This is a genomic window from Arthrobacter terricola (assembly GCF_004354015.1).
Classification (GTDB): Bacteria; Actinomycetota; Actinomycetes; order Actinomycetales; family Micrococcaceae; genus Arthrobacter; species Arthrobacter terricola.
On record NZ_SMRU01000017.1, the window covers coordinates 94,295 to 108,529 of the forward strand.

Below are 14,235 nucleotides of genomic sequence, written 5' to 3' on the forward strand. Positions count from 1 at the left end.
AATGGCTGGAAAATTCGAAATTCTCAAAAACGGCGAACACAGCTACCGTTTCCGACTGATGGCGGCGGACGGTACGGTGGTAGCCGAATCTCCCGAGTTCCAACACTTGGAGGCCGTCGTGGCAGGGATCAAAGCCGTGCGGGAAAATGCGGCGACGGGCCTCGTGGTGGACCACTCGAAGCAGCGCCGCGCCGCGTAGCAATAAACGCAGCCTAGATCTCGATCTCCAGCAACCGTTCCGTGTCCCACGAAACGGTCCACCCGAGGGCGTCGAAAAGGCCGTTGAGCACCATCCCGGTAAAGCCCCAGACCACGAGACCGTTGACCTTGAAGACCGGGCTCGAAAAGGTCTGGCCGGCTCGTGTCAGGGTTCCCGTAAAGCGGTTGTCCGGGTCAAGGAGGTCCCGCACCGGAACGCGGAACACTTGTGCCGATTCGGCGTAATCCACTACCCGCACCGGCGAAGGCGAAGCCCACCACGCCAGCACCGGGGTGACGACGAAGTTGCTGCGGGCGAGTCCGAGTTCGGGCATGACACCCAGGATCTGGACGCCGCTGCTGTCCAGTCCGGTCTCCTCCTCGGCTTCCCTGATGGCGGCAGCGATGGGAGATTCGTCCCCGGGATCGATGCTGCCTCCGGGGAATGCGACTTGGCCGGGGTGGTCGTCCAAGGTGTGGGCGCGTTCGAGCAGCAAGACGTCGAGGTCGGCAGGAGCAACGGGTTTCTGCGAATGCGCCGGGATGTCGTCCAGCACCCCGAATAGCATGAGCACAGCGGCCTTCCGGGCCTTGTCCGGGTCGACGGCCCCGGCAGCGATCCGCGGATCCGGACCGGGATGCTCGCCTAAATCGACCTTGGTAATGAGGCTGACCAAGTCCTCAAGCGCCGTCATCCCGGCCTCCTTTGGGATTCCATCCGGATTTCTGCCGCACGGTGGGTCTCGGCGAGCAGCTGGGCCAGGAGTGCCTCTTTGCCTGGTGCGAGTTCGTATTTGAGCAGTTTGGCGGCCTTCACGGGGTCTGTTTCGCCTTCGCCGTAGCTGGGGCACCAATTCGCCACTGCGCATGCTCCGCACGCGGGCCTGCGGGCGTGGCAGACCCGGCGTCCGTGGAACACCACCCGGTGCGAAAGCATGGTCCAGTCCCGGGGCTCGAATAGTTCGGCGACGTCGAACTCGATCTTTACCGGGTCCTCGGACGTCGTCCACCCGAACCTGCGCGCCAAGCGGCCGAAGTGCGTGTCAACGGTGATGCCGGGAATGCCGAATGCGTTGCCTAGCACTACGTTCGCGGTTTTGCGCCCGACGCCGGGAAGCGTCACCAGGTCCTCCAGCCGTCCCGGCACCTCGCCGTCGAACTCGTCCACCAGGCGCGTGCTCAGAGCCAGGACGTTCTTCGCCTTGGCCCGGAAAAAACCGGTGGGCTGCAGGATGACTTCCAGCTCGGCGAGTTCCGCCTCGGCCATGCTCCGGGCGTCCGGGTAGCGCGCGAACAAGACCTTGGTGACCTGGTTGACCAGCACATCGGTGGTCTGCGCGGACAACACCGTGGCCACGACAAGCTCGAAAGGGTTGCGGAAATCGAGCTCGGCGTGTGCGTACGGGTACAGCTCGGCGAGGGCCTTATTGATCCGGCGAGCCCGGCGCTTCCGCGCCAGTGGGGTTTCGAGGGTGTCCACGGCCGGCCTGGTTACCCGCGTTCGATGTTGCTGAGGTCGCGGAGGACACCCACTCTGCCGTCGGCGTCCTGCACGAGGAATTCATTGCCGCGGTCCTCAAGGGCCAGGATCCACGTGCCGGGTTCGATGGTGAAAGCGGTCATCCCCGTGTGTTCATCGATCACGCTGCGAGGGTGGGCGACGGCGAACCAGAATGCCTCGTAGTCGCTCCCGTGATCGTCGTCGTCCCGGCGCGTCGCGGGGTCGACTGTGGCACCGATCGTCTGGTGGGCCTGGGTGGCGGGCGTGGCTGGCGCCTCAGGTTTGCTCGCCTCGGTTCTGGTTATGGTGCCGATGTGCTGGGTGGCAGCGTTATTCGCCGCGGCGTCGACAAGCGGCGTGGCCATGGTGGCGGCGGGCGTGAGCGGTCCTGCCGGAGCAGCCTCTTCCGCAGCAGCGGGTTGCTCGTCCGCGGGCAAGTGGGCTTCGCCGTCGGCAGTCGCAGTGGTTTCGGCGCCTGCTCCTACAGGAGCGCCCGCAGGAGTGACCACGGGGGTAACGACGGCGGCAGGTGCTGCAAAGCTTGGCTCGCTCGCTGCCGGGGTGGCCGGCTTCGGAGTAGCTGGCTTTGGCGTGACCGGTTTCCGGGTGGGGACGACCGCCTCACGGGCAACGATGTGGGCCGGCAGCTCCACCCGGCCCTCGAAGTCCTGCTTGAGGACCGGCAAATGCGGGGCCAGGACGGTAGCGACTAGGAGGCCGAGCGAACCAACCAGGCCCACAAGGACAAAGGGATTGAATGCGCCCGCGGTAGTCAGGAAGAAGAACGCCAGCGAGAACGATGCGATCACCGAAGCGAATTGGTCGATGGACAGCGAACCAATCCTCACGACGGTCCCGGGCTGCAGGCGCCGTGCCGCGAACAGGGCGGCAACTACGAGGGGGAGGATGATACCCAGCGCGAGGAAGAAGAGGTTGTTCAGGTTCCACAGGTTGTACTGCCTGCCAACCATCGGAAGGAGGGATCCGACAAAGAGGATCAAGGTGGAACCGAAAACGGTCAGGTCCCGGATTGTGAAAGGACCCAGCACCGCTTGGTACTTCGTGGAGTTCTGGTTGCCGGGTTTTGGCGTTTCGCTTCCAGTTGATGCTTCCGAGGCCGATTCAGGCGCATTCGCACCGCTCGTCGGACCTAGGCTCGTCTGGTTCATCTGCAATTCTCCTTTAATACGGCGGCGCCCGGGACGCGGCCACCCCAAGTTGCACCCGGTGCTCTCCGGACCAGGAGGGTCGCCAAGTTCTCGCGTCTCGAGTCCACTTCAGCCTATTCCAACCGTCTGACAGTCCACTAGTTGAAAGGTGACCCCCGGCTGGGACGATTACGCGTCCGACGGCGGGCGGCAAGGTGGCGTGTTCGCTGACAGCGTGTGCCGCGAAGGCGTGGTTCACCGCCGTTCGTCGCGAATCAGATGCCGCTCACGGTCCTCATTGTGACGGCAGACACTTCTTCCCAGCTCATGACGCTAAGGTGGGTTCCGGAAAAGCACTTTGCGGAATTCCGTGAGGCGCCGCAACCCCGTGCCGTGCATCGCTCGCTTGGGGAAACGCGGCCTGCAACGGCTTTCCGCGCGGGCAGAGATCGATGAATGATGAGGTTCACATGTCCCAGGACACCAATGGATCGACGACCACCGCTGCACCCGGTTCTGGCGGGGCAGGCAATGGCGATGCCCTTGAAAATCTTCTTCATGAGGGCCGGCAGTTCCCTCCTTCTGCGGAGTTCGCCGCGGATGCGGTGGTGAGCGCCGGGGAATACGCGGAGGCAAACACGGACCGGCCCGCGTTTTGGGCCAGGCAGGCCCGGGAATTGCTGAGCTGGGACAAGGACTTCAGCCAGGCCCTTGACTGGTCCAACCCGCCGTTCGCGAAGTGGTTCGTCGGCGGTGAGGTCAACGCCGCGTACAACGCCCTGGACCGGCACGTCGAGAACGGGATCGGGGACCGGGTAGCGATCCATTTCGAGGGCGAGCCCGGCGATACCCGCAGCTACACGTACGCGGAACTGGCCGAAGAGGTCCGCAAGGCCGCGAACGCGTTCGAAGCACTGGGCGTGGCCAAGGGTGACCGGGTCGCGGTGTACTTGCCGATGATCCCCGAGGCCGTGATCACCATGCTCGCCTGCGCCCGGATCGGGGCGGTGCACTCGGTGGTGTTCGGCGGGTTCTCCGCGGACGCGCTGCGTTCGCGGATCGACGATGCCGAGGCCAAGCTCGTGGTCACCGCCGACGGCACCTACCGGCGCGGCAAACCCTCCCCGCTCAAGCCCGCCGTCGACGAAGCCCTCACCAAACCCGGCCACACCGTGAGCAACGTCGTGGTCGTCAAGCGCAACGGCGAGGATGTCAACTGGGTCGAGGGCCGGGACCACTGGTGGGAGGACACCGTTTCCGCCGCCTCCGGCGAGCATACCGCCGTCGGGCATGATTCCGAGCACCCGCTGTTCATCCTGTACACCTCCGGGACCACGGGCAAGCCCAAGGGCATCCTGCACACCACCGGCGGCTACCTGACCCAGACCGCGTACACGCACAAGGCGGTGTTCGACCTGCACCCCGAGACGGATGTGTTCTGGTGCACCGCCGACGTCGGATGGGTCACCGGCCACTCGTACGTCGCCTACGCACCGCTCGTCAACGGCGCCACACAGGTCATGTACGAAGGCACCCCGGACTCCCCGCACCAGGGCCGCTGGTGGGAAATCGTGGAGAAGTACAAGGTCTCCATCCTCTACACCGCCCCCACCGCCATCCGGACGTTCATGAAGTGGGGCCGGGACATCCCGGGCAAGTACGATCTGTCCTCCATCCGGGTCCTGGGCTCGGTGGGCGAACCGATCAACCCCGAAGCCTGGATGTGGTACCGCGAAGTCATCGGCGCCAACGCCGGAAAGAACGGCGAAACCAAGGAACACCCCGCCCCGATCGTGGACACCTGGTGGCAGACCGAAACCGGCGCCCAGATGATCGCGCCCCTGCCCGGGGTGACCGCCACCAAACCAGGCTCCGCGCAGGTCCCGCTGCCGGGCATCGCGATCGACGTCGTGGACGAAGCCGGCGAGTCCGTCCCGGACGGGCACGGCGGCTACCTCGTGGTCCGCGAACCCTGGCCCTCCATGCTCCGAGGGATCTGGGGCGACCCGGAACGGTTCAAGGACACCTACTGGTCCCGTTTCGAGGCCATGTACTTCGCCGGCGACGGCGCCAAGAAAGACGAGGACGGGGACATCTGGCTCCTGGGCCGGGTGGATGACGTCATGAACGTCTCCGGCCACCGGCTCTCCACGACGGAGATCGAGTCCGCGCTCGTCTCCCACCCCTCCGTGGCCGAAGCAGCCGTGGTCGGCGCCGCCGACGAAACCACAGGCCAGGCCGTCGTCGCGTTCGTCATCCTCCGCGGCGACGCGCCAAACAACGGCGACGCCACGGTGCTGGAACTGCGCAACCACGTCGGCAAGGAAATCGGCCCCATCGCCAAGCCCAAGCACATCCTCGTGGTCCCCGAACTGCCCAAGACCCGCTCCGGCAAGATCATGCGCCGCCTCCTCAAGGACGTCGCCGAAGGCCGCGAAGTCGGTGACGCCACCACCCTCTCCGACCCCACGATCATGTCCCAAATCGCCGAATCCCTCCGTAAGTAGGCCCAAGCAAACAAAAAAGGCGGCGGTTCTCCCCCTTGGGAGGGCCGCCGCCTTCGTCATGAAACGCCCGAAGCAAGAATGTTATATTTAGTTCTTTCATGTTCCCTTTTGAGCGGTTATAGTCGGAGTTACGTGAGATAACTCACAAGCACCACGCTTTCAAGGGAGAGAACATGGCAGCGAACTTTGACCCGTCCCAAGCGGCAAGCAACGCCGGACCTGGACGGCGCACCATCCTGAAAACGCTCGGCCTCGGTGCAGCCGGACTGGCCGGAATCCCCCTTCTGGCCGCGTGCACTGGCGGTTCGGGCCCCGCCCCCGGAGCATCCTCGAACAGCCTGACCTTCGGCTCCGGTTCCTCGGACGACGTTCCCAAGGCCGCCTACAAGGCCGTCACCGACGCTTTCACCAAAAAGACCGGAATTACCGTTGCCACCAACGTCGTTCCGCACAATGACTTCCAGAACAAGATCAACTCCTATCTCCAAGGCAGCCCGGACGATGCCTTCACATGGTTCGCCGGCTACCGCATGCAGTACTACGCGAGCAAGGGCCTGCTGGCTCCGGTGGACGACGTATGGTCGACCATCGGCAGCAATTTCTCCGATGCCATCAAGAAGGCCTCCACGGGAGCCGACGGCAAAATGTACCTCGTCCCGAACTACAACTACCCTTGGGGCTTCTTCTACCGGAAGAGCTTCTGGGCAGAAAAGGGATACGCCGTTCCCAACACCTTCGATGACCTGAAGACCCTCGCCACGAAGATGAAGGCGGACGGCATCATCCCCATCGGCTTCGCGGACAAGGACGGCTGGCCCGCCATGGGCACGTTCGACTACATCAACATGCGCCTCAACGGCTACCAGTTCCACATCGACCTGACGGCCCACAAGGAAAGCTGGGACCAGAAGAAAGTCAGCGACGTCTTCGACACCTGGAAAGCGCTCCTCCCATTCCAGGACCCCGCGGCACTCGGCCAGACCTGGCAGGACGCGGCCAAGGCACTCGAAGCCAAGAAGACCGGCATGTACCTCCTCGGTTCGTTCGTGACCCAGCAGTTCACTGATCCCACGGTGCTGGCGGACATCGACTTCTTCCCGTTCCCGGAAATCGCAATGGAAGGCACCGACGCCGTCGAAGCCCCCATCGACGGCCTGCTCCTGTCCAAGAAGGGCGGCGACAACAAGGCGGCCCACGATTTCCTGAGCTTCATGGGAACCGCGGAAGGCCAGAACGCCTACGCTGCCGTGGACACTTCCAACATCGCCACCGTCAAGGGCGCGGACACCTCGAAGTTCACCCCGCTGAACAAGAAGTGCGCGGACACCATCGCCAACGCCAAGTACATCAGCCAATTCTTTGACCGCGACGCCCTCCCAGCCATGGCAAACAACGTGATGATCCCGGCGCTGCAGTCCTTCATCAAGGACGGCAACGTGGACGTCAAGAACCTTGAAGCACAGGCCAAGGCCCTCTACGCCGCCCAGTAGCGATCGTGCCAGTTACGCGCCCCCGCCGGACGGGCCACATCGCGCATCGGCGCCCCAAGGACAGGTACGACGACGGCGGATCCACCCGCCGTCGTCGGGCCCTGCCGCAAACTGAAGGAAATCCCATGAGTACTACCGCCGAAAAACCGGCAGCACCGGACAGCGAGCCCGGAGCTGCCGGGCGAAACACGGCCGGCAAGGGCCGGTCAAGCGCCGGGAGGCGGCCCGGCAAGTCAGGCAAGGTCCGCCGGCTCACCAGACGGGACAAACTGGTCCTGGCGATCATGGTGGGGCTGCCCACCCTGATCCAGCTATTGCTGGTCTGGCTGCCCACGCTCTTTTCGATCGCGCTGAGCTTCACGCGCTGGAACGGCCTGGACCTCACGGACATCAAACCGGCCGGAACGGACAACTACAGCTTCGTTTTCCAGGACTACCCGCCCTTCTGGCCGGCGGTGCAGCACAACATCCTGTGGCTCGTCTTCCTGGCCGTCATTGCGACCCCGCTCGGCCTGCTTCTCGCCGTCCTCCTGGACCAGAAGATCCGCGGCAGCAAGATCTACCAGAGCATTTTCTTCACGCCGGTCATGCTGTCCCTGGCCCTGATCGGCATCATCTGGCAGCTCTTCTACAACCGGGACAGCGGCCTGCTGAACTACCTCTTGGGCACGGCCGGAAAATCGCAGGCCGTTGACTGGTTCGGCGATTCGAACGTCAACATCTGGGCCGCCATGGTCGCCGCGACGTGGCGGCACGCCGGCTACGTCATGATCCTGTACTTGGCCGGCCTCAAAGGCGTGGACCCCTCGCTCAGGGAAGCAGCCGCGATTGACGGCGCCAACGCCGCGCAGACCTTCTTCCGGGTGGTGTTCCCCGCCATGCGTCCCGTGAACATCGTGATCGTGGTGATCACGATCATCGAATCCCTCAGGGCCTTCGACATTGTCTATGTCATCAACCGCGGCACGAACGGCCTTGAGCTGTTGAGTGCCTTGGTCATCCAAAACCTGGTGGGCGAAGGCCAAGTGATCGGCGTGGGTTCGTCCCTCGCGGTCATCCTCCTGGTCATTTCCCTTATCCCGATTGTCTTCTACCTCATCCGCACCTTCGGCAAGGAGGGCAAAGCATGAGCACGCTTGCCAACCCGATCCCCAACACCGCCGTCACCGTGGTGGGCCAGAACGCCCGCCGACGCCACTACGGAACCCACATCTTCCTCACCGTCATGGCCGTCATGTGGCTCATTCCCCTCGCATGGGCCCTGTTCACGGCACTACGGCCCAAAGCGGACACGGACAAGTACGGCTACTTCAGCCTCGGCGGCACGTTCAATTTCGACAACTTCATCACGGCCTGGAACCAAGGCGGGTTCTCAAAATACCTCATGAACTCCGTGATCATCACCGTCCCCGCGGTCTTGGCGACATTGCTCTTCGCGTCCATGATGGCGTTCGCCGTGTCCCGGGTGAGCTGGAAGTTCAACATCACGCTGCTGATCATGTTCACGGCCGGCAACCTCCTGCCCCCGCAGGTCCTCGCCGCGCCGCTGTTCGAAATGTTCAAGCACCTCACGTTGCCCTACTCCTTCAGCGATTCGGGCAACCTGCTCAACACCTACATTTCGGTGATCGCCGTGGACACGGCCTTCCAGATCGGATTCTGCACCTTCGTGCTGTCCAACTACATGAAGGCCCTCTCCTCGGACCTGACCGAAGCGGCGTTGGTGGACGGCGCCGGCATCTGGCGGCAGTACTGGAACATCATCCTGCCCCTGTGCCGGCCAGCCCTCGCGGCCCTGGGGACCCTGGAAGTCATCTTCATTTACAACGACTTCTTCTGGCCGCTCCTCTTCATCCAAAGCGGTGACCGGCTTCCCATCACCACCGCCATCAACAACCTGCAGGGCGAGTTCCTGAGCAACTACAACCTGCTGGCGGCGGGCGCCACTATCACCGTCATACCCACCCTGATCATCTACCTCGTGCTGCAGCGCCAATTCGTGGCCGGTCTCACGCTCGGTTCCAGCAAAGGATAAACACGCATGACCATGGATTACATCGTGGACAAACTGGGCGGCAGGATCGCCTTCGGTGGGGATTACAACCCTGAACAGTGGCCCGAGGAGGTCTGGAAGCACGACGTCGCCCTCATGAAGGAAGCGGGCGTGAACCTGGTGAGTGTCGGGATCTTCAGCTGGGCCTTGCTGGAACCGGAGGAAGGCCGGTACGAGTTCGGCTGGCTGGACAGGGTCCTCGACCTGCTCCACTCCAACGGCATCAGCGTCGACCTCGCGAACGCGAGCGCCTCTCCCCCGCCGTGGTTCAGCCGGAAGTACCCCGATTCTCTCCCAGTCGATGCCGACGGCGTGCGGCAAAGCTACGGTTCGCGTCAAGCCTTCGCCGCGTGCTCACCGGACTACCGCCGCGCCGCAGCAGCCCTGACGACGGCGATCGTCGAGCGTTACGCGGGGCACCCCGCCGTCGTAATGTGGCATGTCCACAACGAATACGGTTGCCACAACCAACCGGACTACGGTCCGCACGCAGAGCGCGGTTTCCAGGAATGGTTGCAGTCCAAGTACGGCAACCTGGACGCGCTCAACGACGCCTGGGGCACGGCGTTCTGGTCGCAGCACTACTACGACTGGTCCGAGATCCTGCCGCCGCGCCGCTCCGGAACCTGGGTGAACCCCACCCAGCAACTGGATTTCGCGCGGTTCTCCTCCCATTCGCTCCTTGAGTGCTTCACAGCCGAAGCGGACATCATCAGGGCGCACTCCAAGCATCCGGTCACCACCAACTTCATGGGCTTCAACATGGGCTTGAACGCTCCGGTGGACTACTGGCGGTGGTCCAAACACATGGATGTTGTGTCCAACGACCACTACCTGATCGCCGCGGACGAACGGAACTTCCAGGACCTCGCCATGACCGCGGACTTGACTCGTGGCTGGGCGGACGGCAAACCGTGGCTCCTCATGGAACACTCGACCTCAGCGGTGAACTGGCAGCCGCGCAACGTGGCCAAGGCGCCTGGCGAAATGCTGCGGAACTCGATGCAGCACGTGGCCCGCGGAACGGACGGCGTGTTGTTCTTCCAGTGGCGCGCTTCCCGCGCCGGGGCCGAAAAATACCATTCCGGGCTGGTCCCGCACGCGGGCCGCGACACCAAAGTGTGGCGCGAAGTGGTTGAGCTTGGGCGGGCGTTGGAGAGCATCTCGGGCGTGGCGGGCTCCTCAGTGCAGGCCGAGGCGTGCATCATCCACGACACCGACGCCCGCTGGGGCACCGAACTGGACTCGCACCCGAGCGAGGACGCCCGGAACATCCCGGAAACGCGGCGCTGGCACGATGCCCTCTTCCGGGCCGGGATCACTGCGGACATCCGGCAAAGCACGGACGACCTCTCGGGTTACAAACTTGTGGTCGCGCCGATGCTGTACCTCGTCACGGACGAAGGCGCCGCGAACCTGCACCGCTTCGTGAACGCCGGCGGCACCCTTGTGCTGACGTATTTCTCCGGCATCGTGGACGAGAACGACCACATCCGGATGGATCCCGTCAACGGCGGCGGCTACCCGGGGGCGTTCTCCGAGCTGCTCGGCGTGAGCATGGAGGAGTTCTTCCCGTTGCGGTCCGGGGATTCGGTGGACTTGAGCCGCTTCGGTTCCGGGACGGTGTGGAGCGAACTCGGCAAGCCGACCGGCGCTGAAGTCCTGGCAACGTTCGACGGCGGTGCGGGCACCAGCGGCAGTGGAGGCACCAACGCGGGAGGTACCGGCGTCGGAGGCTCGCCAGCGGTGACCCGACGCGCCGGTTCCGCTGGACGCGGCGCCGCATATTACGTGGCCACGAGCTTGGGCCGCGAAGGCCTCGCCGAGCTGGTGGACGTGCTCTGTTCCGACGCGGGCGTGCAGCCGGTGTTGGGCGTCCGGCCTCCGGAGGACGTGGAAATCGTCCGCAGGAGCAACGGCGCCAAGGATTGGACGTTCGTCATCAACCACAGCGCGGAAGACGTGGATATGGCGCTCGATGGCGTCGACCTCCTGAGCGGAACGTCCACCGAGGGTACGCTAAAACTTACTGCCGGAGGCGTCGCCGTCGTCGAGTCTTCCCGCTAACCCATCACCGAACGTCCAGAAAGGCTCCGATGCTCCAGGCAGCGCGCCACACCGCCATTGTCGACGCCGTCCAGCGCGAGCGGGTAGTCCGTGTTTCGGACCTCGCCCAACAGCTGGGTGTCTCCGCCATGACTGTGCGGCGGGACATCGAGGCGCTCGAGGAATCAGGCCTCGTCGAGCGGATCCACGGCGGGGCCAAAATCCCCGGGGACGCCCGGGCCCACGAACCCGGATTCGAATTGAAGTCCACGCAATTGACGGCGGAAAAGCACGCCATCGCGGTGGAGGCCGCAACCCTCGTCCACGAAGGCATGGCCGTCGGGCTGAGTGCCGGAACCACCACCTATGAGCTCGCGAAGGTGCTCCTGGACGGTCCGCGGATCACGGTGGTGACGAATTCGATCAGGATCGCGGACTTGTTCCACAACGCCACCGGCTCGCGCCAGGGCTTCCCGGTGATCGTCACGGGCGGCGAGCGCACGCCGTCGGACGCTTTGGTGGGTCCGATCGCCACGGCGGCCTTGAAGCAACTGCATCTGGACATGCTCTTCCTTGGTGTCCACGGCATGGACGCGGACGCGGGATTCACCACGCCGAACCTGCAGGAAGCCGAAACGAACCGGGCTTTCATCAGCGCCGCCCGCAACGTGGTGGTCCTGGCGGACAACAGCAAATGGGGCACCGTGGGCATCGCTTCGATCGCGGGCCTGGAAGAAGCGGATGTGCTGGTGACCGATTCGCACCTTGGCGAGGATGCGCGGCGCATCCTCGCCGAGGGGGTCGGGAAGCTTAAGATCGCGGTTCCCTGAGGCAAGCCGGCTGACGGCGGGCTGCTAGCGGCACCCGGCTAGGGGCACCCGCACGATTGCCGCACGCGCAATTGGGTGGGAAAGATCCGATGCTGTGGCGCTTCGTTACGGGTTTCGCCCACCAGGGCGGAGACCGCGGCTTCGGCCATTTCCCACACGGGTTGTTCCACGGTGGTCAGGGCCGGCCAGGAGTATTCGGCTTCGATCGAGCCGTCGAAGGATGCCACGGCGATGTCCTCCGGAACGGAAAGCCCCGCTTCGCGGATGGCGCGAAGCAGTCCGATCGCCTGCATGTCCGAGCTCGCGAAAATGGCCGTCGGACGCTCAGGCTCCGCGAGGAGCCGCTGCCCCGCCGCGTATCCGCCCGCACGGTCGAAGACGTCGCGGGCGAGGGGGCCTTCGGGAAGCCCTGCGGCTTCCAGCGCTTTCCGCCACCCCGCCTCGCGGCCATCCGCATTGTTGTCGGCCGTGATGCCCATGGCTAAGCCGATCCTGGTATGCCCGTGGCCGATCAAATGCTCCACGGCCAGGCGGGCCCCGGCTTCCAGGTCCACGCCCACGCTGTTGAAGCCCGGCGCGACCGCCGAGTGGTTGAGCAGCACAGGCCGGATTTCCGCGCCTTCAAGCTCCACAAGATCCGGTTCGAAAACGACGCTCGCCAGCACCACGCCGTCCACCTGCCGGGCAGCGAAGTTCCGGATGTGGCGCATTTCGGTATCGAGTTCGTTGTCCGAGTTCGTCAAGAGCAAGGCGTATCCGCGCCTCGCCGCGGCCCCCTCCACGGCGTGCCCCAAAAGGGCCCAGAACGGGTTGCTGGAGTCCGGGATCACCAGTCCCAGGGTCCGGTTCGAGCCCATCTTGAGCGCGCGGGCCGTGGCGTTCGGCCGGTAGCCCAAGACACGGATCGCGTCCCGGACCTTCGCTTCCGTGGCCGGCGCCACTTTCTTCGGCCCGCCGTTCACAACATAGCTGACGACGGCGGTGCTCACCCCGGCGTGCCGGGCCACGTCCTTTCGGGTCACCGGTCCGCGCGGGGTGTGCACTTCCGAAGTAGTCATTGGATCATGCTAGCTACAAAGCTTCGGGAGCATCTCCCAAGTCCCTGATAGCCAGTCGTTCGCCGCCACGGAGCGCCGACTCGTGGGCGATGACGCCCGGGAGGGTGTAACGTGCGGCCACCCAGGCGTTGACGGGAGGCAAGCTTCCTTCGTTCACGGCTGTCACGAAGTCGTCCACCAGGAACTGGTGGCTGCCCTCGTGCCCGTTGGGCGCGCCATGGAACTCGGCGGGCAGCCGGGCGGCGTCGTGCACCGGAGCGAGGCCGGAGATGAACGCGTCCCGCAGTTCCGGCGCGACATCCGCGAGCGAAGGGTCATCCAGCGACATGCTCGGCTTGGTCTCCAGCTGCTCGGAAACGTCCAGCACGCCCTGCTTGTCCTGCCACAGCGTGGTGGTGGCGAGCTGCTCAAAGCTCGCTTCGGTGCCGAAGTAGCGGAACCGGGATTCGCGGATGTGCGAGGGATAGCCCACGCGGCGCATCTCGTTGGTCCGCATCACGCCGCCGTCATTCATTTCGAAGAGTGCCGTGGCGTTGGAGAAATCGTTGTTGAACATGCTGACGTCCTTGTCGAAGACGCCGTCACCACGTTCGTCCTTGACGCCGATGCAGCTGACGCTCACGGCGTGGCCCGGCACGGCGCCCAGGACTCCGCCGATGGCGTGTGTGGGGTACAGCATGGGCGGGTAGCTGGCGGTTTCCTTCCAGTTCTCGCCGCCGCTGTACTGGTAGGCCTCGTAGAAACCCAGGTCCATGTCGTGCACATAGTCACCTTCTGTGTAGAAGATGCGCCCGAACTTGCCGGCGGCCTGCTGTTCCCGGGCGTAGACGGTAGCGGGGTTGTAGTAGGAGGTCTCCCCCATTTGGTACACGAGCTTGGTCTCGCGGACGGCCTCGATGATGTTGGCGATTTCCTCCTCCGTCACGGCCATCGGCACTGCGGAGTACACGTGCTTTCCGGCGCGGAGGGCGCGCACCACCAGGGGTCCGTGGGTCCAGCGCTGCGTGAAGATTGCAACGGCGTCGACGTCGGAAGCCAGCAGTTCATCGAAGTCCGCCATCGTGCCGTCGAGGCCCAGCGCCTCGACGGCTTTGCCGGCACGTTCCGGCAACTCGTCCACCGCGTAGACCGCAGAGACGCCGGGGTGGAGCTTGAAGAGGTGGGCGAATTGGCTGCCGAACTGGCCAAGGCCTACTACTCCAATTGAAAACGTCATTGTTAACCCTTCGCTTTTGGGTGTGATTGATGGTGTTGCCCTCGCCATAGCCTGAAGCGCCGGTTTTCGCGCTCGCATGAGGGTTAACCCAGTGAATCACTGCGATCTACTCGAGTCAACAAAACGCAATAAATCCAAAATTTACGAACAAAAATGCACACTTGATCTTGACCCCCTCGAATCTACTC

Annotated in this window: 12 protein-coding genes; 7 read left to right on the plus strand and 5 right to left on the minus strand. The window is 64.2% G+C overall.

The features are described from left to right. Position 1 precedes the first annotated feature (1 nt). Positions 2-199 (plus strand): YegP family protein, encoded by a 198-nt coding sequence (locus E1809_RS15140; RefSeq protein WP_133205067.1) that lies wholly within the window; start codon positions 2-4, stop codon positions 197-199. Between the two features lie 13 nt (positions 200-212). Here the strand turns inward: E1809_RS15140 and E1809_RS15145 are convergent, their stop codons facing one another. Genes E1809_RS15145 through E1809_RS15155 form a run of 3 tightly spaced genes read right to left on the minus strand, consistent with a single transcriptional unit; the run spans position 213 to position 2,868 of the window. Next, entirely contained in the window at positions 213-893 is a 681-nt protein-coding gene (locus E1809_RS15145; protein ID WP_133205068.1) for an NUDIX hydrolase, read from the minus strand. Beyond that, entirely contained in the window at positions 890-1,678 is a 789-nt protein-coding gene (gene nth / locus E1809_RS15150; protein ID WP_133205069.1) for an endonuclease III, read from the minus strand. The genes E1809_RS15145 and nth overlap by 4 nt, the downstream gene beginning before the upstream one ends. An 11-nt stretch (positions 1,679-1,689) precedes the next feature. Next, positions 1,690-2,868 carry a hypothetical protein gene (locus tag E1809_RS15155; protein WP_133205070.1) on the minus strand — a complete coding sequence of 393 codons (1,179 nt, stop codon included), beginning with the start codon at positions 2,866-2,868 and terminating at the stop codon, positions 1,690-1,692. 449 nt (positions 2,869-3,317) lie between these two features. Here E1809_RS15155 and acs point away from each other — a divergent pair, with 449 nt between their 5' ends. The 6 genes from acs (at position 3,318) to E1809_RS15185 (ending at position 11,773) form a co-directional block, all read left to right on the plus strand. Further along, positions 3,318-5,354 (plus strand): acetate--CoA ligase, encoded by a 2,037-nt coding sequence (gene acs, locus E1809_RS15160; RefSeq protein WP_133205071.1) that lies wholly within the window; start codon positions 3,318-3,320, stop codon positions 5,352-5,354. Positions 5,355-5,527: 173 nt separating this feature from the next. Continuing rightward, positions 5,528-6,844 carry an ABC transporter substrate-binding protein gene (locus E1809_RS15165; protein WP_133205072.1) on the plus strand — a complete coding sequence of 439 codons (1,317 nt, stop codon included), beginning with the start codon at positions 5,528-5,530 and terminating at the stop codon, positions 6,842-6,844. 125 nt (positions 6,845-6,969) lie between these two features. Next, positions 6,970-7,974, plus strand: a complete 1,005-nt coding sequence (locus tag E1809_RS15170; protein WP_133205073.1) for a carbohydrate ABC transporter permease — start codon at positions 6,970-6,972, stop codon at positions 7,972-7,974. Next, a complete protein-coding gene (locus E1809_RS15175; RefSeq protein ID WP_133205074.1) occupies positions 7,971-8,879 on the plus strand; it encodes a carbohydrate ABC transporter permease in 909 nt (302 codons plus the stop codon). Before E1809_RS15170 ends, E1809_RS15175 begins: the two co-directional genes overlap by 4 nt. 6 nt (positions 8,880-8,885) lie before the next feature. Further along, positions 8,886-10,964, plus strand: coding sequence for a beta-galactosidase (locus tag E1809_RS15180; protein WP_133205075.1), 2,079 nt, complete (start codon positions 8,886-8,888; stop codon positions 10,962-10,964). Between the two features lie 29 nt (positions 10,965-10,993). Next, on the plus strand, positions 10,994-11,773 hold the full coding sequence (locus E1809_RS15185; protein ID WP_133205076.1) for a DeoR/GlpR family DNA-binding transcription regulator: 780 nt from the start codon (positions 10,994-10,996) through the stop codon (positions 11,771-11,773). 38 nt (positions 11,774-11,811) lie between these two features. Here E1809_RS15185 and E1809_RS15190 read toward each other — a convergent pair whose 3' ends face one another. Together E1809_RS15190 and E1809_RS15195 are read right to left on the minus strand one after the other, a co-directional pair. Continuing rightward, complete coding sequence (locus E1809_RS15190; RefSeq protein ID WP_133205077.1) at positions 11,812-12,831, minus strand: LacI family DNA-binding transcriptional regulator; 1,020 nt, start codon at positions 12,829-12,831, stop codon at positions 11,812-11,814. A gap of 13 nt (positions 12,832-12,844) precedes the next feature. Beyond that, the gene (locus E1809_RS15195) at positions 12,845-14,047 is read right to left on the minus strand and encodes a Gfo/Idh/MocA family protein (RefSeq protein ID WP_133205078.1); all 1,203 of its coding nucleotides are present in this window, start codon (positions 14,045-14,047) and stop codon (positions 12,845-12,847) included. Positions 14,048-14,235: the final 188 nt, after the last annotated feature.